The organism is Streptomyces qaidamensis (assembly GCF_001611795.1).
GTDB lineage: Bacteria > Actinomycetota > Actinomycetes > Streptomycetales > Streptomycetaceae > Streptomyces > Streptomyces qaidamensis.
Genome location: NZ_CP015098.1, coordinates 1,280,391 through 1,302,443 on the forward strand (window position 1 = coordinate 1,280,391; position 22,053 = coordinate 1,302,443).

Genomic DNA, 22,053 nt, shown 5'->3' on the forward strand with positions numbered 1-22,053 from the left:
GGGCTCTCCCCTCACTCCCGCTCAGGCCGGAGGCACCACGGGCAGGACGATGCGGGACGGCCGGGCGGGATCGTGGAAGACCTGCTGCCGGGCCACTCGGACCGTGGTGGCGGTTTCCTCGGGCTCGCCCGTGTTGAGATTGCGGTCCCAGCGGGGGAAGTTGCTGGAGGTGACCTGGACCCGTATCCGGTGACCCGCCCGGAAGACGATGCTGGTCGACCACAGGTCCACGACATGCTCGGCCGCCTCGCCCGGTGTCGCCGCGCGCACCCGCACGATGCCGTCGGCCACATTGCGCGAGACCCCGTCCTCGTCGACGTCGCACAGGCGCGCCACCCAGTCGGTCGAGGGCCCGTCCGTGGCCGCGAAGAGCACCACCCGGACGCGGCCGGTCACCTCGACGTCCTCGATGAGCGGTTCGGTGGTGAAGACCAGGACGTCCTCGCGTCCCTCCACGGCCGTCTGGTCGAGTGGCCCGGGACGGAACTCGTCGGACATCAGGAGCGCGCCGCCGGTCGTGGGCACCGGGTCCATGGGGTCGTAGGTGAACTCCTCGGCCCGCTCGGCCGTGGACGGCGGCTCCTGCGTCAGGCGTCCGTCGGCGCGCAGGTGGAAGTCCGTGTCCGCCGCCCGAGACAGGGGCCATTCCGTCTCCTCACGCCACTGGTTGATGCCCATGACGAACAGCAGCACCGTGCCCGTGTCCGGCTCCTGGGCCTCGCCGTCGCCGAGCGTGCGCTGGAACCAGTCGAACTGCATGTCGTGCACGCGTCCCCGCAGGCCCATGAAGTCGGAGTGCGCGCCGAACCCGAAGTTGACGTCACCGACCACGTGCTGCCAGTTGGTGTGGGTCCACGGGCCCATGATGAGCGTGGCGGACCGGCCGGCGCGGCGCATGGCGGTGAAGTTGTCGAGCGTGCCCTGGCTGAAGATGTCGTACCAGCCACCGACCTGGAAGGTGGGCAGGTCGACCTCGTCGTGCCGGCCCGCGACGGTGCAGGACCGCGCCCAGTCGGGCTCCCGCCGGGACCGCTCGTAGCCCAGCTCGGGCAGATCGTGCCGGGTGAACGCGGGAAACCGCCCGGCGGGCAGCTCTCCGTAGCCGCCGCTCGCCAGGCCGTCCAGATCCTGCACGAGCCCGGTGATGCTGCTCACGAGACCTCCGAGGTCCGTGCGGTGACGGCGCATCAGCGTGTCGGCGCCCTGAACGAGAGACCAGGGCACGGTGATGCCGAGTTCGATCGCGCCGCCGCGCGTCCACAGGCCGTCGTCCGGGTCGGACCACGTGATCAACGGTGCGATCGCCTTCAGCTCCGGCGGCTTCGACAGCGCCGCCATCCACTGTGTGTTGCCGAAATAGCTGCCGCCGATCATGCCGACGGCGCCGTTCGAGTCGGGCAGGGCAGCGGCCCACCGCACGGTGTCGTAACCGTCGCTCTCCTCGTACGTCCACGGCTCCCACTCCCCCTCGGAGGCGAAGCGGCCCCGGGTGTCCTGGATGACCACCAGGAAGCCGCGCCTGGCCGCGGCCAGAGGATCGAGTACAACGCCCATCATGGGTGTCTGCTTGCCGTACGGCAGTCGGCTCAGCAACACCGGCCACGGCCCCGTACCTCCGGGCCGGTAGACATCCGCGCGCAGCACCGTGCCGTCACGCATCTCCGCCGGAACATCGAACTCGATCCGTATCTCCGCCACGCGCTGCTCCTTTGCATGCCCCGACGCTGTCAGGCACATGGTCGAACCCGGTCCCCGTCCCGCACTACCCCCGAACGGGGGTGGCTACGGCGCTCCCGGGACAGTCACTCCACCGCGTTCAGCAGGTCGGCCAGCAGGTCGGGCCGTTCCAAGGCGATGAAGTGGCCTGCTCCCGGCACCTGCGTGAAATCGGCGGCCGGCAGCAGCTCCTTGTCGGCTTGCCGGTCCGACGGCCGCGACCAGTCCTTCTCCCCGTAGACGAGGTGGACGGGTGCCTTGACCTCGGGGTAGCGCGAGCGGGCGGCGATGAGACTGGGCAGGCTCTGGTACACGGCCCGGGCGACGCTCGGGTAGCCGGGGCGGCTGCCCACCTGGAGGAGTTCGTCGACGTAGTCCGCCCGCAGCGCGGTCTTGTCGACCAGCCCGCCCTGAAGGATCCTGCGGAGGGCGGCCTTGGGTTCCACCCCGGCGATCACCGGGCCCACCCCCGGAGTGAGGACACCGCCGACCACCAGACGGGCGAGAAGACCGGACCGGGCGATCCCACCGGGGAAGTCGTACGTGTTCACCGCGACGATACGCCGTACCCGCTCCGGCAGATCGGCCGCGGTGGTCAGGGCGAGCACCGCCCCCATGGACTCCCCGACCAGGGTCACGTCGTGGAGGTCGAGTTCGGTCAGGAGCCGCTTGACGCCCGCGCGCATGGCCGGCTCGTCGTACGAGGCCCCGGGGACGATCTCGGAGTAGCCCATCCCCGGCAGGTCGAGGGCATACACGGTGTACCGGTCCGCGATCAGCGGGATGAGGGCGCGGAAGTGCTCGGCCTGCGTGCGCACGGTGTGCAGCAGCACTACGGGAGCGCCGGTGCCCGCTCTGAGGTAGCGCAGGGTTCCCTCGTCGCTGCGGTGTCCTGCGCGCGGGGCGATGGTGTGGCTGGTGGTTCCCGGGATGTGAATCGTGGGACGAGGCTCTGGGCTGGACATCTCGCTGGCTTCCCTTTGCGTGAACTGCTGCGGACGGATGATTCGGATAGGGCCCGCCCGAAGGAGGCGTGACCACGGACCAGCCCTTGGATTCATCGAGAAACCGACCGGTTTCCATCATCGTAAACCGATCGGTTTCCGAGCACAAGACTGAGGTTGCCACCCCTACGGCCACCCGGCTCCCCTCGATTGCGGGGAATCAGGGGCGGGAGCCATCGGCCTCGGGAGGGCACCGTCACGGCACCTGCCCGAAAGGGGATGCGTCAGCGCACGCCTGCCGCATCGAGCAGGGTGGTCACGGTGGGCGCGACGAGCCCGGTCAGATCGTCGGCTCCGATCCCCGCGCGGGCGCTGGCGCCGTCGAACACCAGGCTGAGCTGCCGGGCCAGCAGGTCGGGGTCGCCCGCCCCGCCCCGTTCGGCCTCGGCACGGAAGAAGGCGGTCAGATTCTCTTTTACCCGGTGGGCCACCTGGCTCGCAGGGTGGCTCTGGTCTTTGAGCTCGACCTGAGCAGCCAGATACCGACAGCCCTGGAAGTCGGGCGCACCCGCCTGCTCCTCCAGCTGGTCGAAGACGTACAGGATCCGCTCGCGGGGTGAACGGCCGTCGTCCGCCGCCGGCAGGAGCCCGGCTGCGAAGACAGAGGCGCGTTCCCCCAGGCTCGCCGCCAGCAGGTCGTCCTTGCTCTCGAACAGCTGGTACAGGGAACGCTTCGACACCCCCGCCGCCTTGCACAGCGCCTCTACGCCGATGCCGACACCGTCTCGGTAGGTGAGCGTGGCCGCCGCCTCCAGCAGCCGCTCTCTGGTACTTGGCTTCACTTCGGTGGTCATACCGCGAGGTTAACTCGATGCGGAGAAAATGAAAACCGATCGGTTTACAGTGCCAACCGGTCGGTTTACAGCGCGTTACCGGGGCGACCTCGCGCCGCCCACGGGCCGAGCGGGCATGTGAGCGGTTCCGCTACGCCGAGACGGCGGTCTTCTCGGCTTCGTCCGGGCGGAGACGCGGTGCGGCCCCTGGCGGCCGCCCGTCACCCCCGAAGCCGGAGATGCGGCCGCGATGAGCCCGACGACCGGCTCGCCGACACCGCCCTCCTCGTCGAGGTCTTGGCCAGCCACATGAAGAGGCCCCCGCAGGAGCAAAGGCGGTTTCCAGGGGTCGTTGCAACACGTGGTCGTGTTGATCAGGCCGCGAGCAGTTTATGCAGACGCTCGGCTGGCGTCTCCCAGCCGGGCGTTTTGCGGGGGGGGGGGCCGTTGAGCTCGGCGGCGACCGCGGCGAGGTGCTCGCGGGGGTGGACCGCAAGGTCGGTGCCCTTCGGGAAGTACTGCCGCAGCAGGCCGTTGGTGTTCTCGTTCGATCCGCGCTGCCAGGGGCCGGCCGGGTCGCAGTAGCAGACCGGGACGTCGGTGGCCAGGGTGAAGGAGCCGTGGGCGGCCATCTCGGCGCCCTGGTCCCAGGTCAGCGACCGCACCAGGTGGGCGGGCAGCATCTGGGCGGTTTCAACCAGGGCGTCGCGACAATGTTCGGCGGTGCGGCCGTCGGGCAGGTGCAGCAGCTTCACGTAGCGGGTGGCGCGCTCGACGAGGGTGCCGATGGCGGAGGCGCCGTCCTTGCCGATGATCAGGTCACCCTCCCAATGGCCGGGCACGGCCCGGTCTTCGGCCTCAGCGGGACGCGCTGATCATGACCATCGGGGTGGCGAAGCGTGGTGTGCGCTGCTGGGCCTGCCGACGGGGCTGCGGCGGGCGCGACCGGTGCGCAGGGCTCTGGCGAGTTCCCGGCGCAGCTCGCCGCGCCCCTGGACGCAGAGGGCTGATAGACCGTCTCGTGGGCCACGGACGCCCCTATAACGCGGGGGTGCTTGAAACCGGTCTGACCAGGTTGAAGACCTCGCGGGCTGCGTATCGCTCGAGGCGATTTCGGTCCGCGGCGGCCGTGTGCGAACCGTGCGGCCGCCGTGTCCACATGCCCGGCTGCCGCCGGCCAGGGGGCTAACGAGCTCGTGCACGGTAGGCGGTGAGACGTCGAGCCTGGATGGTTGATCATGGTCAGGTGGTGGGGAACTCGACTCGTGCGGTGATCATCAGCAATCGGCGGATCACGGGCCTGACTGCCGCAGTGATTGCTGAACTCGTCGAGGAGATCGGCCCGTTGCGGCAGGAGCGTCACCAAGCGAGGCTTGCCGCTCGACCGCGGTAGCGGGCTGTGGGCGCCGGCGCGAAGCACCGGCTGGTGTTCGTCGACCGGCTCCTGGCCACGCTCGTCCATCTTCGTCACGGGGTCACCCATGACGTGCTGGCCTGCTGGTTCGGAGTGGACCGCTCCACCATCACCCGGGCCGTCGGTGAGGTGCGGCCCCTGCTCGCCGAGCGAGGATGCACCGTCAGCCCCGACGTGCGGCTGCGGTCTCCGGCCGAGGTCGTCGACCATCTCGGCTCGAGCGGAACGACCGGCATCGTCGACGGCACCGAGATCCGGGTTCGCCGCCCGGCCACCGGACGCAAGGACCGGGACACGTTCATCTCCGGCAAGAACAAGCAGAACGCCGTCAAGTCCATGGTCGTCACAGACGGCGAAGGCCGCGTGCTGTGGTGCAGCCCAGCACGGCCCGCAAGCTGCACGGACATCACCCAAGCCCGCCAGTTAGGGCTGGTCAGGCTCCTGGCCGACGGGCCCGCAGTCGAGATCCTCGCCGATGCCGGCTACCAGGGCCTGGGCGCCCAGACCGGCGGCCGGGTGATGACACCACCACACCGCAAGTTCAAGAAGAACGCCCCCCACTGGTACGAGGAGATGTACGAGCGCCAGCGCAAGGCACATTCCTCACGCCGTATCCGGGTCGAGCACGGCATCGCCCATCTGAAGAACTGGCGGGCCCTGGCCCGCCACCTCGGCCGCCGCGAGCAGATGAGCGACACCGTCCAAGCAACCGCCGGCTTGCTGTCCCCCCAGCAGACCGTGGACCTGAAGCCCACACGGCAGACGTGAATCCGGGCCGCACCGAAGCTCGCGACGTCTCACCGCCTACCGTGCACGAGCTCGTCAGGGACGACTTCCGCAGGGGCGGGTGTCCGATACCAGGTACCCGCCCCATGCATACGGAATGACGATCACCGCCGACGGTCGGCCGCTCAGGCTGCTACTGCCAGACGTACCAACGGCAGTGGTACGTAGCCGAGTCGTCCCAAAAATCTGTGCTCGTTGTATCGCGCCGCGTGCCGCACAGTGGTGCCGTGCCGCACCGGAGACGTGGTGAGGCGGTTGCCGATCGTGTTCCCCCCGGCCACCGCCCTCTCTTCGGAACGAGGGCCCGCCCCATCCACCGCGGCGTGAACCGTGTCCCCGGACGTCGGCCCGACCGGCACCGCCGGGGCACGAAGAGCAGGACGCCACCCGGCGGGACTGCTCACCCGCAGCAGTCGTCCACGCTCCGACCAAGGAGATCGCCCCATTGTCCCGCCGTTTCCTCTTCGTCCTAGGCGCCACCGCAGCAACGGGAACACCGAGTTGCTCGCGCGCCGGGCCGCCGCGATGCTGCCCGCCGACATCGAGCAGCAGTGGATCTCGCTCGCCGAGCATCCGCTCCCCGACTTCGACGAGCCGCGGCACCCCACGCGGCCCGAGGTGGGCAACCACGCGCTGCTCCTTGAGGCCACCCTCGCCGCGACCGACATCGTGATCGCCTCCCCTGTGCCATCAACAACCGGGCCGCTTTCATGAAGATGAACTTCGGTGGCGTCCTTCACGGCAACGCCACCGCCCCGGGCGACGTCCTGGAGGACACGGAGGCGCCGGCGCACGCGAAGACGTTCTTCGCCCAGGACGCGCCGCCCGCCTGCTTCCCGGGCGGCCGCACACGGCCCGAGTCCGACAGGGAATCCGCCGCATGACCGTCTTGCGGCGCCACCACGCCATTACCCACAGGTGCGCTGTCACGTCCTCCTGAAAGAGGCCGTGATGTCTCGCACTCACTCCGATTCGTGCACATGACGGTGGTCGGTACCGCCATCCGTCTTCCGTCGACCGAGAGAGTGGTCATGTCCACCGAACTCCCCGAGTCAACTGTTTCTCCCCCCGAGGGATCTCCCAGGGAATCCGCGTCCGGCCCTTCCCGGCGTACGTTCGTCGCGACCACCGCTGTCGGTGGTGCTGTCGTGGCCGGCGGCCTGATAGCGGGGCCGTCCGTGTTCGGCGCCGAGCCCGCGGCCGCCGCCGAGGCGCCGCCGGGCAGCCGCGTCTCCCTGACCGTCAACGGCAAGCGGCGCACCGTCACCGTCGACAACCGGACCTCCCTGCTGGACCTGCTGCGCGAACACCTTGGGCTGACCGGCTCGAAGAAGGGCTGCAACGCCGGTGCCTGCGGCGCCTGCACGGTCCTGGTCGACGGTCGCCGGGTCAATTCCTGCCTGACGCTGGCGGTTCGGCTGGACGGCGCAGAGGTCACCACCATCGAGGGCCTGGCCAAGGGAGACCGACTGCACCCGCTGCAGCAGGCGTTCATCGACCAGGACGCCTTCCAGTGCGGTTACTGCACCTCCGGCCAGATCATGTCCGGCGTCGGCTGTATCAAGGAGGGCCACACCGGCTCGCCGGAGGAGATCCGGGAGTTCATGAGCGGGAACATCTGCCGCTGCGGCTGCTACGTGAAGATCGTGCGCGCAGTCGAGCAGACCGCGCACGAGAAGTGAGGCACGATCTCCATGCATCCCTTCTCCTACACCAAAGCCGCCGACACCCGGCAAGCTCTCGACGCGGGCCGTGACGGCGGCCGCTACATCGCCGGCGGCACCACACTGGTCGACCTGATGCGCGAGACCGTCGAACGCCCTCGCACGCTGGTCGACATCAGCGGCCTTCCGCTGCGCGAGATCGTGGTCACCCGGCGCGGGGGCCTGCGCATCGGCGCGCTGGTGCGGATGTCCGAGGCCGCCGCCCACCGGGGGGTGCGCGCTCTGTTTCCGGTGATCTCGCAGGCGCTGGAGCTGAGCGCGTCGGCGCAGCTGCGCAATATGGCGACCATCGGCGGCAACATCATGCAGCGCACCCGGTGCACGTACTTCCGCGATGTGACGGCCGCCTGCAACAAGCGTGAGGCGGGCTCCGGTTGCGCTGCCCTGCACGGCGTCAACCGCACCCACGCCATCCTCGGCACCTCCGACGACTGCGTGGCCACCCATCCCTCCGACGTCGCCGTGGCCTTCGCCGCCCTGGAGGCGACCGTGGTCCTGCTGGGGCCGGACGGCGAGCGGACCGTGCCCTTCGCGAACTTCCTGCTCAAGCCGGGCAGCACACCCAACCGCGAACAGGCCCTCCGCCGGGGTGAGTTGATCACCGCAGTGGAGATTCCCGCCCTTCCGCGTCCGCTGAAGTCGGGCTACCTGAAGGTGCGTGACCGGCAGTCCTACGAGTTCGCGCTCACCTCGGCGGCCGTCGCCCTGCACATCAGCGGCGGGGTGATCCGCCAGGCGAGGGTGGCCGCCGGAGGCGTGGGCACCGTGCCCTGGAAGCTCGCCGCCGTCGAGCGGCAGCTGATCGGGCGGCGGCCGTCCGAGGCGCTGTGGAGCCAGGCCTCCGAGCGCGCGGCGGACGGGGCCCGGCCCCTCGCGCACAACCGTTTCAAAGTCGAGTTGCTCAAACGGACCGTCGAGCGCCAACTGCGCGTCGTAGGAGGTGGCAAGTGAGCCAGCAGCCACAGGCAGCCGTCGGAGCGCCGCTCTCCCGGGTGGACGGACGGCTGAAGGTGACCGGCCAGGCCACATACGCCGCCGACCACGACATCGACGGAGCCGTCCACGCGGTCATCGTCGACAGCAGCGTCGGCCGCGGACGGATCACCGGCATCGACACCCGCGCCGCCGACGCCCAGCCCGGCGTCCTGGGCGTCATCAGCCACCTCGACAAACCCACACTGGCCTACCGCGACAACCCGGGCGCCTGGTTGGATCCCTTCGTCGGTGAGCGACTGCACGTCTTCCAGGACGACAAGGTCCGCTTCTTGGGGCAGCCCGTCGCCGTGGTCGTCGCCCGTACCCTGGAGGCCGCCCAGCACGCCGCGGACCTGGTGAAGGTCTCCTACGACGCCGAGAAGCCGTCGACCGACATGGCGGCACCCGGAGTCCGGGAGAACGACCCCCTGCCGCCGCAGAACTACGTGCGCGGCAACCCCGAAGACGCACTGGCGTCGGCGGAGGTCACAGTGGAGGGCACCTACCGGCTCACCCGTAACCACCACAACGCGCTGGAGCCGCACGCCACCATCGCCCGCTGGGACGGCGACAAGCTCACCGTGTGGGACAAGACCCAGTGGGTGGTGGGCGCGCGGGACGAACTCGCCGCCGTGTTCGGCATGTCGGCGGAGAACGTGCGCGTCATCTCGCCGTTCGTCGGCGGTGCGTTCGGCAACGCGCTGCGTACCTGGCCGCACACCACCATCGCGGCCCTCGCCGCCCGCCACATCCGCCGCCCCGTCAAACTGGTCCTGACCCGCGAGCAGCTGTACTACGGGGTGGGCTACCGGCCCGCCTACGAGTACGGGCTGCGTCTGGGCAGCACCCGAGGCGGACGCCTGACCGCGGCGGTCCACCGGATACGGGCCGAGACGTCCTCGTACGAGCACTTCGCCGAGGGCGTGATGAACCCGGGGCAGCTGCTCTACGCCACGCCCCACGTCCGCCAGGCGTATCGGACCGTGCCGCTGGACGTGAACACACCGACGTTCATGCGGGGCCCCGGCTGGTCCAGCGCCGCCTTCGCCCTCGAGTCGGCCATGGACGAACTCGCCCACAAGACCGGCATCGACCCGGTCGAGCTGCGGCTGCGCAACGAACCGCAGGAGGACCCTGTCAACGGGCTGCCCTGGTCCACCCGGCGCCTGAGCGAGTGCCTGCGGACCGGAGCCCGCGCGTTCGGCTGGCACCGGCGCAACCCCGAGCCCCGCTCCCGGCGGGACGGCGACTGGCTGATCGGCATGGGCATGGCCAGCGGTATCTACGACACCCTGCGCATGCGGTCCGAGGCACGGGTCAGGCTGGACGCCGACGGCACGGCCCTGGTCCAGGCGTCGACCAGCGACATGGGCCCCGGCACCTACACCTCCATGACCCAGCTCGCCGCCGACGCCCTCGGCCTGACCATGCGCACGGTCCGCTTCGAACTCGGCGACTCCACCTTCCCGGCGGCCCCGCCGCACGGCGGATCGCAGACCATGGCCGGCGTCGGCTCCGCCGTCCAGGACGGCTGCGACAAGCTGCGACAGGAGGCGATCAAACTCGCCGTCGAAGACGAGCGGTCACCGCTGCACGGCGTCGACGCCGACGACATCGTGGTCCGCGGCGGCCGGCTGCACGTCAAGGGCAACCCCGCGCGCGGGGAGACCTACCGGCAGCTGCTGGCCCGTAACAGCCGTACGCACCTGGAGACGCGCGGGACGTTCACCCCGAGCGGCGACGACCGGTACTCCATGAACGCCTACAGCGCGGTGTTCGCCGAGGTGGCCGTCGACCGGCGGCTGGGCCTGGTGCGGATGCGGCGCATGCTGGGCGTCTACGACGTCGGGCGGATCATCAGCCCCAAGCTGGCCGACAGCCAGGCCCTCGGCGCCATGGTGGGCGGCGTCGGGCAGGCCCTGCTGGAGCACACGGCCACCGACCACCGCGACGGCCGGATCGTCAACGCCAACCTCGCCGACTACCTCGTCCCCGTCAACGCCGACATCCCCGACATCAAGGCGATCTACCTGGACGGAGAGGACCTCCACGCCGACCCCATCGGCGTCAAGGGCCTCGGCGAGATCGTGAAGGTCGGGGTCGCGCCGGCCATCGCGAACGCGGCCTTCAACGCCACCGGCCGCCGCGTCCGCGACCTGCCCATCACCGCCGAAGCCCTGCTCTGAATCCCGGGCGGCAAGGACCCCTCCCGTCATCCCGGCGGGGCCCCGAGGGCCGTCCCACACATCGGCCCGCCGCCGTGCCTCCCCATCCCCCCATGCCGGCACGGCGGCGGGTTTCGACCTCCCCCAGGAGAGCCACTCATGCTGAACATCGCGGACACGTTGTACCGCTGGTGCCGCGAGGCCCGCCCCTTCGCCCTTGCCACCGTCACCCGGGTCCGTGGCAGCGCACCCCTGCCACCCGGCACCGCACTGGCCGTGGACACCGGCGGCGAGGCGGTCGGCAGCATCTCCGGAGGATGCGTGGAGGGTGCCGTCTACGAGCTGTGCCAACAGGTTCTGGAGTCGGGCGAACCCCCGGTACAGGCCCGGTTCGGCTACTCCGACGACGACGCCTTCGCCGTGGGCCTGACCTGCGGCGGCGAACTGGAGGTCCTGGTGCAGCGGGTCGACCCCGCCGACCAGCCCCACCTCACCACCGCCCTGGAACAGGTGCCGGCCGGCCCGCCCGGCGCCGTGGCACAGGTGGTGGACGGGCCGCAGCACCTTCTCGGCCGCACCCTGTCCGTCTTCGGGAGCGGCAACGCGTACGACGGGACACTCGGCAGCCGGCAGGTGGACCAGGCGGCGGTCAACCAGGTCCGCGCGCTGCTTCGGGCCGGCCGGACCGGACGCGTCACGATCGGCGGGGACGCCGACACCTGCCCGGAGAAGCTGGCACTTCTCGTCCACACCCGCGTGGCGCCGCCCCGCATGCTGATCTTCGGCGCCGTCGACTTCGCCGCCGCTCTCAGCCAGGCCGGACGCTTCCTCGGCTACCACGTCACCGTCTGCGACGCCCGCCCCGCCTTCGCCACACACCCACGTTTCCCCCACGCCGACGAGATCGTCGTCGACTGGCCCCACCGCTACCTGGAGCGCGCGGAAGTGGACGCCCGTACCGCGATCTGCGTCCTCACCCACGACGCCAAGTTCGACATCCCCCTGTTGTGCCTGGCCCTCGGCCTCCCGGTCGGCTACATCGGCGCGATGGGCTCCCGCCGCACCCACGAACACCGCCTGGACCGGCTGCGGGAGGCCGGCGTGCCCGATGAGCACATCGCGCGCCTGCACTCACCGATCGGACTCGACCTCGGCGCCCACACACCCGAAGAGACAGCGATCTCCATCACCGCCGAGATCATCGCCCACACCCACAACGGCACCGGCCTGCCCCTGTCCCGCGTACCCGGTCCCATACATGGTTCCGTCCCTGTGGCCCAAGCATCGTCACCAGCCGCGCTCCTGGCCGCATGACGGCGCGCGCCGAGTCGTCGCGCGCTCGCTGACGAGCCACCAAGCCACCAGAATCCGATCACGCGTTGAGGAGAGGCCCCACGTGCTCATCGACACCTACGGCCGGGTGGCCACCGACCTGAGGGTCTCACTGACCGACCGCTGCAATCTGCGCTGCACGTACTGCATGCCGGAGGAGGGCCTGCAATGGCTGGCCAGGCCCGACCTGCTCACCGATGGCGAGATCGTCAGCCTCGTCGGCATCGCGGTCCGTGTCCTCGGCGTCACGGAGGTCCGTTTCACCGGTGGCGAGCCGCTGTTGCGTCCGGGCCTGGTCGGGATCGTCGAGCGGGTCGCCGCCCTCGACCCGCGCCCGCGGATGTCCCTGACCACCAACGGCATCGGCCTGCGGCGCACCGCGACGGCCCTGAAGGCCGCGGGCCTGGACCGGGTCAACGTCTCCCTGGACACCCTGCGCCCCGACGTCTTCAAGACCCTCACCCGCCGGGACCGCCATCAGGACGTCCTCGACGGCATCGCAGCCGCGCACGCGGCGGGACTGAACCCCGTCAAGGTCAACTCCGTCCTGATACCCGGGATCAACGAGGACGAGGCCCCCGACCTCCTCTCCTGGGCCGTACGGCACCACTATGAGCTCCGCTTCATAGAGCAGATGCCCCTGGACGCCCAGCACGGATGGAAGCGAGAGGGCCTGATCACCGCCGGCGACATACTGACCTCCCTGCGCACCCGCTTCGACCTCACCCCCGAGAGTGACGAGGAGCGCGGCTCCGCTCCGGCCGAGCGCTGGCTCGTGAACGGCGGCCCGCACCGTGTCGGCGTGATCGCCTCGGTCACCCGCCCCTTCTGCGCGGCATGCGACCGCACCCGCCTCACGGCCGACGGCCAGATACGCACCTGCCTGTTCGCCCGCGAGGAGACCGACCTGCGTGCCGCGCTCCGCTCAGGCGCTCCCGACGAGGAGATCGCCCGGATCTGGCGTGCCTCGATGTGGGGCAAGAAGGCCGGTTCGGGCCTGGACGATCCCTCGTTCGTACGGCCGGAGAGGCCGATGTCGGCCATCGGGGGCTGACCCGGTGGCGGCCCCCGAACACCCCGGTGAGCAGGCACACCCGCAGCCGATCAGGCTGCTCGCGATACGACGGACACCGCTCTGCCCGGACGAGGTGTTCCAGGCCGTCGGCGACGCGGCGGCGGGCGGGATGGCGCTGTTCGTCGGCACGGTGCGGAACCATGACGCGGACGTGGACGGACTGGGGCATGCGTGCCACCCGCTCAGGTCACCAGCGGTGGGAGACACGGCGGTCGCGGTCGCCGTCGCGTGTCCGCATCGGGGAGATGCCTTCGAAGCCTGCGGTGAACTGATCGACGGCCTCAAGCACGAAGTGCCCATCTGGAGGCACCAGAAGTTCTCGGACGGAACAGATGAATGGGTCGGCGCGTAGCTCCGTCATCGGCTGCGGCCGGCTCCACGTGTCAGCGCAGCGGCTTCATCTCCCAGCTGGCCAGCATCCGCAGAGCCTCCTCCGAGCGGGAGCCCGGCTCGGCATGGTAAGTGACCAGCCGCATCGGGGCGCCCCCGGGCAGCGCCATGGGTTCGTGGACGAGGTCGAACTCTCCCACCAGCGGGTGCCGCAATCGCACGGACTCGCCGACGGTCCCGCAGCTCACCTCGTGCCGTGCCCACAGCCGGCGGAACTCCCCGCTCTTCTGCGACAACTCCTGGATCAGGGAAGAGAGGTGCGAATCCGCGGGGCTCTTGCCGGCGTTCATGCGCAGAGCGCCGACCACCCTCAGCGCCACGCGCTCGGGGTCGGCGAAGCGGTCGCGCGCCTCGGGCGAGAGGAAGGCCAGCCGCGCCACGTTGCGCTCCTCGGGCGGCAGTTGGGCCCAGTCCCCGAAGAGGACGGCGGCGAGCCGGTTCCACCCCAGGATGTCCATGCGCCGGCTGACGACGTAGGCGGGCACGCCGAGCGTGTCGAGCAGGTGCTGGACGCTGGGCCGCAGTCGCTGCGGCGGGGGCGCGGCCTGCGTCGTGTTCTGCCGCTCGGGCTGGGCCAGCCGGATCAGATGGTCGCGCTCCTCGTCGGTCAGGCGCAGGGCGCGGGCGACAGCGTCCAGCACCTCGGCCGACATGGTGTCGCCGAACCCCTGCTCCAGCCGTGCGTAGTAGGCGTACGACACCCCCGCCAACTGCGCCAGTTCCTCGCGCCGCAACCCGGGAACCCGCCGCCGCCCGTGCGAGGGCACGCCCACGTCCTCGGGTTTGAGTCGGGCCCTGCGCGAGCGCAGGAACTCCCTCAGCTCGGTACGCCGGTCGAGTCCGGACGTCACTTGGTCACCGGCCGCCACATGTGAAGACATCTCTGTCCTCCAGTCGTCCTGCCTCGCTGATGCGAAGCAGCATACAACATCGACTCTGCGACTCCAATTGACACTGAGTCTCAAATAGAGTCAAAGCCCCCTCCTAGGGTTTCATTTCGAACCGGGACTACTCCGTGCCGTCCGCCGGCAGGCGCTCCGGCAGTCCGAGCCGCGGGAACCGGTCGTCGTGGAACGTGACGATCTCGGTGATCGCCCCGCCGGTGACGCGCAGGACGTCGATCGTCAGTGGCAGGTACGCGCCCTCCGGCTTCCGCCAGAGGTAGAAGGCGACGGCGGGCTGCCGGTTCACGGAGGTGAGGACGGGGCGCAGGCCCTTCATACCCTCGAAGCCACCCTCGACCCAGCTGTTCACGACCGTGTCGCGGCCGACGTACAGGCCCGGCGTGGGCGGCATCGAGCAGCGGACGTCGTCCCGCAGCATCGCGGCCAGAGCCGGGATGTCCGTGGCCACGCTGGCGTCGGTGTAGCGGCGCACCAGCTCGCGCGTCCTGGCGTCCTCCTCGCCGCCGGTCCAGGCCTGCCGCTCGGCGGGCAGGTGCTCCCGCATGCCGGCGCGGGCCCGCTGCAGTGCGCTGTTCACGGAGTTGACGGAGTCCCCGAGGAACTCCGCGACCTCCTTCGCCGGCCAGCCGAGCACGTCCCGCAGGATCAGCGCGGCCCGCGGGCGCGGCGCGAGGTGCTGGACTGCGACCAAGTACGCCAGCTCGATCGTCTCCCGCGCGACGGCGACGGTCTCCGGCTCGTCCGCCTCACCCGCGGGCAGCTCGTCGAGCAGCCGGTCCGGGTAGGGCTGCAGCCACAGCACCTCGCCGCCGGTCGCAGGCTCCGGGCGGCGCTTGGCGAGCAGATCCAGACAGGCGTTCGTGGCGATCCGGTACAGCCAGGCCCGGAACGTCGACCGCCCTTCGAAGGTCTCCCGCCCCCGCCAGGCACGCAGAAACGTCTCCTGCACGGTGTCCTCGGCGTCATCGAACGACCCGAGCATCCGGTAGCAGTGCACATGCAGCTCCCGCCGGTGCCGCTCCGCCAGCCCGCAGAACGCCGGCTCGTCGACATCGCCCAGACCGCTCACGCCCAGCTCCTCCAGCCGCGTGTCCGCACTCATCACGTCATCCTTCCGCCTCGGTCGTGTCCCGTCATAGGTGTGACGGCCGCGGGCGCGAAAACTCATCACTACGGTCGGACACGCCGTTTCGACGGAGGGTGACGCTTCGGCGGAGGGTGATGGCAGATGTCGACGGAGTGGAGCCAGGATCATCCTGGCTCCACTCCTTGGTGCGGGCAGGTCACTGGAACTGTGCGAAGAACCTCCAGATCTCTGCTTTGGTCCAGGTGGTGACGCCGCTTTCGCCAAAGGAGCCGTCGACCGGGCCGGGTATGTGGCCTCCGTCGAACGCGGCCCATTGGACCGGGTATCCGGCACGGCAGCCCGAGTAGGTGGTGGTGATGTGCGTTCGGCTGCCCGGCGCGGGCTCGCGCGGGCTCTGGGGGGTGCAGCCGTTGTTGCGGACGAATGTGTCGCGCAGGGACCGTCCTTGCCCGATATTGAGGACGTTGTCGCTGATGCCGTGGATTCCGAAGTAGGCGATCGGCTGGGTTCCGCCGCTGCACCCGCTGATCTGGGCGCCGGAGATGACCGCGACGGCCCTGAAGACGTTCGCCCGGCTGCATGCGAGTGCGTAGCTCATACCGCCGCCCCAGCTGAATCCCGTGGCGAAACGCTGTGCCGGGTTGACACAGAGGCCGCCCTCGATGCGCCGGATCATGTCGTCGACGAAGGTGATGTCCTCACCGCCCGAATTGGCCCAGCCGTTGCCGAGGCCCTGAGGGGCGACGAGGATCGCGCTGTTGTTCGACTGTTCCTGCTGGCCGTAGTAGGACCAGGCGTTCCCGCTCGTGCCGCCCGAGGCGACGTCGCCGGCGGTTCCGCCCCGCCAGTGGAACGCGAAGATCAGCCGGTAGCGGTGACTGTTGTCGTAGTTGGCGGGAACCCTGAGGATGAAGCTGCGGCTCTTGCCGCCGCTCTGCATCGTGTGCGTACCGCTCGCAAGAGTCGGGGCGCTGCCGCATCCGCCGCCGCCACCGGACGACAGCTTGACCATCTGCCACTGCTGGTTGGCGCCGCCCCAGTCGGAGTACTGGACGACGTTGCCGCCGTCGGCGGTGGAGGCGCCCTGCACCTCCACCGCCTTGCCGCTGGTGCGGTTGATCAGCCGGACGTGGCCCGCCTCGGAGTCGGCCAGGCGGAACTGCTGGTTGGCCCCGTTGTGGTCGGCCCACTGCTGGATCGCGGCACCGTCTGCGGTCGAGGCGCCGGCCACGTCCAGAACCTTGCCCGAATGCCGGGCCTTGAGGCGGTAGAAGCCGCCGCCGGAGTCCACGAACCGCCACTGCTGGTTGGCTCCGTCGCTGCGCGTCCACTGGCTGACCCGCGAGCCGTCGGCGGTGGACGCGCCGGAGACATCCAGCGCCTTGCCGCTGTTGCGATTGACCAGGACGTACCAGGCATTGGTGTCCACCGTCGCCGCCTCGGCGGGCGCCGGATTCACCGCGGTGAGCATGCCGATCGCGAGGGTTGCCGCCACCACGGCGGCGACCCGGGACCACCAGCGATGTCCGCGTGGAGGGGCGGGAGAAGCCGCACCGTAGGTCTTCACCGACTCACCCTTTCGTCTGTGGCGGGCCCCATCAGGTGCGGGTCCAGCGTTGGTTGCTGCCGTTCGAGCAGGAGTGGAGCTGGATCAGGGTGCCGTTGGCGGTGCCGCTTGCGACGGCGTCGAGGCAGAGGCCGGACTGGACGCCGACGATGGATCCGTCGGAGTTGAGGCGCCACTTCTGGTTGTCGCCGCCCCAGCAGCCGTAGATCTGGACTTTGGTGCCGTTGCCGGTGCCGGCAGCGTCCAGGCACTTGTTGCCGTAGACCCTGAGCTCGCCGGCGGCGGTGTACGTCCACTGCTGGTTGGTGCCGGTGTGGCAGTCCCACAGCTGGAGCTGGGTGCCGTCGGTGGTACTGGTGCCGGGCACGTCCAGGCAGCGGCCTGCACCGACATTCCTGACCGGTCCGGCATCCGCAGGGGGCGTGGTGGAGCCGCCGTTGAGTGCGTTGAGGACGGCGGTGTAGGCGGGCTTCTTGCTGCCGTTGCCGTTGAACAGCAGCGGCGTGTCCCCCGGTCGCCAGGAGTCGGTGTCGCGCACACCCCAGACGGTGATGCCGAGGCAGCGCGGGACGGCCAGGCAGTCGTTGGTCACGTTGGCGTAGGTCGAGGCCGGGGCGCCCTGGATGTCGAGCTCGGTGATGGCCACGTCGACGCCGAGGGCCGCGAAGTTCTGGAGGGTGGTGCGGAAGTTGCTGTTGTAGGGGCTGCCGCTGTTGAAGTGCGACTGGAAGCCGACGCAGTCGATCGGCACGCCGCGCTGCTTGAAGTCCCGGACCATGGCGTACATGGCCTGGGTTTTGGCCCAGGTCCAGTTCTCGACGTTGTAGTCGTTGTAGCAGAGCTTGGCGGCCGGATCGGCGGCGCGCGCGGTGCGGAAGGCGACCTCGATCCAGTCGTTGCCGGTGCGTTGCAGGTTGGAGTCGCGCCGGGCTCCCGAACTGCCGTCTGCGAAGGCCTCGTTCACGACGTCCCACTGGGCGATCTTGCCCTTGTAGTGGGCCATCACGCCGTTGATGTGGCCGATCATCGCCTGGCGCAGCGCGCTGCCGCTGAGGCTCTGCATCCAGCCGGGCTGCTGGGAGTGCCAGGCCAGGGTGTGGCCGCGCACCTGCTTGCCGTTCTGCACCGCCCAGTTGTAGACGCGGTCAGCGGCGGTGAAGTTGAACTGGCCTCGCTGCGGTTCGGTGGCGTCGATCTTCATCTCGTTCTCGGCCGTCACCGAGTTGAACTCACGGCCCGCGATCGTCGTGTACGCCGAGTCGCCCAGCCTGCCCGAGGCGATGGCGGTGCCGAAGTAGCGGCCGCTCTGCGCCGCCGCGGCGCCGAGCGTGTTCTCGGCGGCGTGTGCGGTCGGCGGCGCGACCAGTGCGGCGGCCGCACCGAGAACGCCGACGAGCAGCGCCAACAGCAGGCCGCGGATCTTTCGGCGGACAACGGCTCTGGGAAGGGCATACGAGCCCATGGCTGTGCCTCCAAGGTAGGAATCACGGAAGGACTGAAGCGCAGGGGAATGCGTCGTCCGCTCCCACTCGGCAGAACGGGGCGGGCCGGAACCCGGGCGGCACGCGGGTGTTGGGCGGTGTCTCGACACGGGCATGGGGCACTCCATCGCGGCTCAGCCGGGAGACCGCCGCGCGGCGCCGCACACCTCTCCAACTGCGCGAAGAGCCAGGATGCGCCGTCGACGTGGTTCGACATTTCGAACCGGGGCCGGGTTCTCAGACAGGGATGATTGAGGCATTGACGATGGACCGTCAATACTCTCCGCAGAAGAAGTTTCGGTTTCTCGACCGAAACATTCGGGCAGGCGGCAGGCCGAGCGAACTCCGGTGTGTTTCCGGCCCCCACAACACCTTGTGGACCCGGAAGGGGGGCACTGTTTGTGGACAGATCGGCGACAGGCCTTGACCAGAGGGCCCCACATTCCTAGCTTGTGGCGACAAACCTTCCGGGAATTCATCGAAATGTTTCGAGCTCGTCACCGCCCCCGGCAGTCCGCTCCGCGGTTCATCGGGGTCCCCTCACCCTGCCCCCAAAGGAGTGCTCTCTGATGTGGTTTCGCCACGCGTCCCCGGCCCGTACGAGACGCTTACTCGCCGTCCTTGCGCCCTTGCTGCTCGTGGCCACCTTCCTCGGTGCCCAGCCCGCAAACGCGGCGACCGTGGATCCCAACGCCTCGTATGTGCTGGTCAACCGCAACAGCGGCAAGGCCCTGGACGTCTACAACATGGCGACCGGCGACGGCGCCCGCATCACCCAGTGGACCAGGAACGATCAGAACCAGCAGCAGTGGCAGTTCGTCGATTCCGGGGGCGGCTACTACCGCATCAAGTCCCGCCACTCGGGCAAGGTGCTGGACGTCCACAACTGGTCCACCGCGAACGGCGGCTCGATCGTCCAGTGGGCCGACCTGAACGCCACCAACCAGCAGTGGCGGCTGGCCGACAGCTCGGACGGCTACGTGAGGTTCATTTCGCGCCACAGCAACAAGGCCCTCGAGGTACAGGGCGGCTCCACCGCCGACAACGCGAACGTCGTCCAGTACGACGACTGGGGCGGCACCAACCAGCAGTGGCAGCTCGTCAAGGTCGACGGCGGCAACCCCCCCGACTCGTGCAATCTCCCGTCGACCTACCGCTGGACGTCCACGGGGGCGCTGGCGCAGCCCAGGGCCGGGTGGGCCTCGCTCAAGGACTTCACCGTCGTCCCCTACAACGGCAAGCATCTCGTCTATGCGACGACGCACGGCGCCGCGGGAACGGGAGCGGGCTGGGGTTCGATGAACTTCGGCCTGTTCACCAACTGGCCGGAGATGGCCTCGGCCGGTCAGAACGCGATGTCGGCCTCCACCGTCGCGCCCACGCTCTTCTACTTCGCGCCGAAGAACATCTGGGTGCTCGCCTATCAGTGGGGCGGTGGGAGCGCCTTCTCCTACCGGACGTCGAGCGACCCCACCAACCCCAATGGCTGGTCGGCACAGAAGGTGCTCTTCTCCGGAAGCATCACCGGCTCCGGCACCGGCCCCATCGACCAGACGCTCATCGCTGACGGCCAGAACATGTACCTGTTCTTCGCCGGCGACAACGGCAAGATCTACCGGGCCAGCATGCCGATCGGGAACTTCCCGAGCAGTTTCGGCTCGACCTACACAACGATCATGAGCGATACGACGGACAACCTGTTCGAAGCCCCGCAGGTCTACAAGCTCCAGGGCCAGAACCGCTACCTCATGATCGTCGAAGCGAGGGGCTCGCAGGGCCGCTACTTCCGCTCGTTCACGGCCACCAGTCTGAACGGCTCTTGGACACCCCAGGCCGCGACCGAGAGCAACCCCTTCGCCGGCAAGACCAACAGCGGCGCCACCTGGACCAATGACATCAGCCACGGCGAACTGATCCGCACCAGCGCCGATCAGACCTTCACCGTCGATCCCTGCAACCTGCAGTTCCTCTACCAGGGACGCAGCCCCAACTCCGGTGGCGAGTACGGCCACTGGCCCTACCGTCCGGGTCTGCTGACCCTGCGACGCTGACGGTGTGACGCGTCTGCGCGTCCTGTCCCAGCCCTGACCGAGGGCCTCCGCCGGCCGGGGGCCCTCGGTGCGTCCCCTGACCGCGTCGCGGAAGTCGATCGGGGAACGGCCCGTGCGTCTGCGGAGGCCGCGCGCGGCGTCGGGTCGGTTGTTGATACCTCCCCCGGTCATGCCTCTCCCCGTCATGCCTCGGGGTGGCACCTCCCGGGTGCCCGAGCGGTTTCCGATGCCCATGAACGCAGGACCGGCCCGCCCGAGGCGACCGGATACAGTGCGCGGGAAGGCAGCCCAGTCCGGGAGGAGCAAGCGTGACCGACACGAGCGACACCCGGCCGGCCGAGGGTGAAACGAAAACTCCGCCGCAGAGCCGACTGCACCACCTGATGCGCTACCTCCCCCTGGTCGCTCCTTTCCTGCTGTGGGCCGTGCCGTGCTGGGTGATCGTGCACACCGGCCAGCACTGGCCGCTGCCCGTCACGCTGGTCGGCACCGCCCTGTTCGTCCTCGGCCTCGTCGGTATGCCGCTCGCGATGGCGCGCGGCCACGGCCGACGTCAGCAGGACCGGGCGGCGATCATCGGTGACACTCTGCTGGGCACCAGCTGGGTCCTGTTCACCTGGTCCGTTCTGCTCGGCCTCCTCTTGCGGCTCGCGCTGGCCGCGGCCGGAGTGGGAGAGAGCCAAGACCGGGCCCGAATCGTCACCTGGGCCGTCCTCGGTGTCACCGTGGTGCTGCTCGCCTGGGGGCACCTCGAGGCCCGCCGCGTGCCCCGGGTGCGCCGGCTCGACGTGCAACTGCCACGGCTGGGCCCCGGGTTGGACGGCATGCGTGTCGTCCTCATCACCGACACCCATTACGGCCCGCTCGATCGCGCTCGTTGGTCGGCACGGGTGTGCGAGACGGTGAACGCTCTGGAAGCCGACCTGGTCTGCCACACCGGCGACATCGCGGACGGTACGGCCGAACGCCGCCGCGCCCAGGCCGCACCACTCGCAACCGTGCGGGCCACCCGGGCCCGTGTCTACGTCACCGGCAACCACGAGTACTACAGCGAGGCACAGGGCTGGATCGACCTGATGGACGAGTTGGGCTGGGAGCCGCTGCGCAACCGCCATCTGCTGCTCGAACGTGGAGGCGACACCCTCGTAGTCGCCGGCGTGGATGACGTCACCGCCGAGTCCTCCGGCCTGGCCGGCCACCGCGCCGACCTCGCCCGCGCCCTGACCGGAGCCGACCCCCACCTGCCCGTCCTGCTCCTGGCACACCAGCCCAAGTTCATCGACCCAGCAGCAGCCGCCGGCATCGACCTCCAACTCTCCGGCCACACCCACGGCGGCCAGATCTGGCCCTTCCACCACCTTGTCCGCATCGACCAGCCCACCCTCGCCGGCCTCAGCCACCACGGCTCTCGCACTCTCCTCTACACCAGCCGCGGCACCGGCTTCTGGGGCCCGCCGTTCCGTCTCTTCGCCCCCAGCGAGATCACCCTGCTCGTGCTCCGCTCCCCGCACCCGCCCACCTCGACGTAGCACTCGACGCCTGTGCCATGCGCAAGGCCCGGTGGGTGCTACACGGAGCCCAGGCATTTCTGTCACATCCGGGATCGTT

Annotated in this window: 16 protein-coding genes and 2 pseudogenes; 10 read left to right on the forward strand and 8 right to left on the reverse strand. The window is 69.7% G+C overall.

Translation table 11 applies throughout. The annotated features are described in order from the left end of the window. Nucleotides 1-21: 21 nt before the first annotated feature. The 4 genes and pseudogenes from A4E84_RS05380 to A4E84_RS05395 all read right to left on the reverse strand — a co-directional run. Nucleotides 22-1,698: a CocE/NonD family hydrolase gene (locus tag A4E84_RS05380; RefSeq protein WP_062925437.1), complete on the reverse strand. Its 1,677-nt coding sequence runs from the start codon at nt 1,696-1,698 to the stop codon at nt 22-24. A gap of 104 nt (nt 1,699-1,802) precedes the next feature. Continuing rightward, complete coding sequence (locus A4E84_RS05385) at nt 1,803-2,681, reverse strand: alpha/beta fold hydrolase (protein ID WP_062925438.1); 879 nt, start codon at nt 2,679-2,681, stop codon at nt 1,803-1,805. A gap of 263 nt (nt 2,682-2,944) precedes the next feature. After that, nucleotides 2,945-3,514 carry a TetR/AcrR family transcriptional regulator gene (locus tag A4E84_RS05390; protein WP_062925439.1) on the reverse strand — a complete coding sequence of 190 codons (570 nt, stop codon included), beginning with the start codon at nt 3,512-3,514 and terminating at the stop codon, nt 2,945-2,947. 353 nt (nt 3,515-3,867) lie between these two features. Then, nucleotides 3,868-4,523: pseudogene (locus A4E84_RS05395) on the reverse strand (IS30 family transposase); the annotation flags it as partial. A 369-nt stretch (nt 4,524-4,892) separates the two neighbouring features. Between A4E84_RS05395 and A4E84_RS05400 the strand changes: the two are divergent. The 8 genes and pseudogenes from A4E84_RS05400 (at nt 4,893) to A4E84_RS05435 (ending at nt 13,316) form a co-directional block, all read left to right on the forward strand. Next, complete coding sequence (locus A4E84_RS05400; protein ID WP_062925440.1) at nt 4,893-5,675, forward strand: transposase family protein; 783 nt, start codon at nt 4,893-4,895, stop codon at nt 5,673-5,675. A 463-nt stretch (nt 5,676-6,138) separates the two neighbouring features. Beyond that, nucleotides 6,139-6,577, forward strand: a pseudogene (locus A4E84_RS39865) (NAD(P)H-dependent oxidoreductase). Between the two features lie 147 nt (nt 6,578-6,724). Next, nucleotides 6,725-7,375, forward strand: a complete 651-nt coding sequence (locus A4E84_RS05410; protein ID WP_062931324.1) for a (2Fe-2S)-binding protein — start codon at nt 6,725-6,727, stop codon at nt 7,373-7,375. A gap of 12 nt (nt 7,376-7,387) precedes the next feature. Continuing rightward, on the forward strand, nt 7,388-8,368 hold the full coding sequence (locus A4E84_RS05415) for an FAD binding domain-containing protein (RefSeq protein ID WP_062925442.1): 981 nt from the start codon (nt 7,388-7,390) through the stop codon (nt 8,366-8,368). Beyond that, nucleotides 8,365-10,578 carry a xanthine dehydrogenase family protein molybdopterin-binding subunit gene (locus A4E84_RS05420; RefSeq protein ID WP_062925443.1) on the forward strand — a complete coding sequence of 738 codons (2,214 nt, stop codon included), beginning with the start codon at nt 8,365-8,367 and terminating at the stop codon, nt 10,576-10,578. The genes A4E84_RS05415 and A4E84_RS05420 overlap by 4 nt, the downstream gene beginning before the upstream one ends. A gap of 138 nt (nt 10,579-10,716) precedes the next feature. Further along, nucleotides 10,717-11,871, forward strand: a complete 1,155-nt coding sequence (locus A4E84_RS05425; protein WP_062925444.1) for an XdhC family protein — start codon at nt 10,717-10,719, stop codon at nt 11,869-11,871. A gap of 82 nt (nt 11,872-11,953) precedes the next feature. Then, nucleotides 11,954-12,943, forward strand: coding sequence for a GTP 3',8-cyclase MoaA (moaA, locus tag A4E84_RS05430; RefSeq protein ID WP_062925445.1), 990 nt, complete (start codon nt 11,954-11,956; stop codon nt 12,941-12,943). Between the two features lie 4 nt (nt 12,944-12,947). Continuing rightward, a complete protein-coding gene (locus tag A4E84_RS05435; RefSeq protein WP_062925446.1) occupies nt 12,948-13,316 on the forward strand; it encodes a molybdenum cofactor biosynthesis protein MoaE in 369 nt (122 codons plus the stop codon). Nucleotides 13,317-13,347: 31 nt separating this feature from the next. Here the strand turns inward: A4E84_RS05435 and A4E84_RS05440 are convergent, their stop codons facing one another. The 4 genes from A4E84_RS05440 to A4E84_RS05455 all read right to left on the reverse strand — a co-directional run bounded on the left by A4E84_RS05440 (nt 13,348) and on the right by A4E84_RS05455 (nt 18,375). Further along, a complete protein-coding gene (locus A4E84_RS05440; protein ID WP_062925447.1) occupies nt 13,348-14,235 on the reverse strand; it encodes a helix-turn-helix transcriptional regulator in 888 nt (295 codons plus the stop codon). A 127-nt stretch (nt 14,236-14,362) separates the two neighbouring features. Further along, complete coding sequence (locus A4E84_RS05445) at nt 14,363-15,361, reverse strand: RNA polymerase subunit sigma-70 (RefSeq protein ID WP_062925448.1); 999 nt, start codon at nt 15,359-15,361, stop codon at nt 14,363-14,365. Nucleotides 15,362-15,542: 181 nt separating this feature from the next. Then, entirely contained in the window at nt 15,543-16,844 is a 1,302-nt protein-coding gene (locus tag A4E84_RS05450; RefSeq protein ID WP_062925449.1) for an RICIN domain-containing protein, read from the reverse strand. Nucleotides 16,845-16,944: 100 nt separating this feature from the next. Next, a complete protein-coding gene (locus A4E84_RS05455) occupies nt 16,945-18,375 on the reverse strand; it encodes an endo-1,4-beta-xylanase (RefSeq protein ID WP_062925450.1) in 1,431 nt (476 codons plus the stop codon). Nucleotides 18,376-18,963: 588 nt separating this feature from the next. Here A4E84_RS05455 and A4E84_RS05460 point away from each other — a divergent pair. Next, nucleotides 18,964-20,445: a non-reducing end alpha-L-arabinofuranosidase family hydrolase gene (locus A4E84_RS05460; RefSeq protein WP_062925451.1), complete on the forward strand. Its 1,482-nt coding sequence runs from the start codon at nt 18,964-18,966 to the stop codon at nt 20,443-20,445. A gap of 308 nt (nt 20,446-20,753) precedes the next feature. Next, on the forward strand, nt 20,754-21,974 hold the full coding sequence (locus tag A4E84_RS05465; protein WP_062925452.1) for a metallophosphoesterase: 1,221 nt from the start codon (nt 20,754-20,756) through the stop codon (nt 21,972-21,974). Nucleotides 21,975-22,053 lie beyond the last annotated feature (79 nt).

What these genes read in the sequence shown, in the direction of transcription:
- A4E84_RS05385 (WP_062925438.1), bottom strand. Translation starts at nt 2,681, where the DNA reads ATGTCCAGCCCAGAGCCTCGTCCCACGATTCACATCCCGGGAACCACC.
- A4E84_RS05390 (WP_062925439.1), bottom strand. Translation starts at nt 3,514, where the DNA reads ATGACCACCGAAGTGAAGCCAAGTACCAGAGAGCGGCTGCTGGAGGCG.
- A4E84_RS05410 (WP_062931324.1), top strand. Translation starts at nt 6,725, where the DNA reads ATGTCCACCGAACTCCCCGAGTCAACTGTTTCTCCCCCCGAGGGATCT.
- A4E84_RS05415 (WP_062925442.1), top strand. Translation starts at nt 7,388, where the DNA reads ATGCATCCCTTCTCCTACACCAAAGCCGCCGACACCCGGCAAGCTCTC.
- A4E84_RS05425 (WP_062925444.1), top strand. Translation starts at nt 10,717, where the DNA reads ATGCTGAACATCGCGGACACGTTGTACCGCTGGTGCCGCGAGGCCCGC.
- A4E84_RS05440 (WP_062925447.1), bottom strand. Translation starts at nt 14,235, where the DNA reads ATGTCTTCACATGTGGCGGCCGGTGACCAAGTGACGTCCGGACTCGAC.
- A4E84_RS05445 (WP_062925448.1), bottom strand. Translation starts at nt 15,361, where the DNA reads ATGAGTGCGGACACGCGGCTGGAGGAGCTGGGCGTGAGCGGTCTGGGC.
- A4E84_RS05455 (WP_062925450.1), bottom strand. Translation starts at nt 18,375, where the DNA reads ATGGGCTCGTATGCCCTTCCCAGAGCCGTTGTCCGCCGAAAGATCCGC.
- A4E84_RS05460 (WP_062925451.1), top strand. Translation starts at nt 18,964, where the DNA reads ATGTGGTTTCGCCACGCGTCCCCGGCCCGTACGAGACGCTTACTCGCC.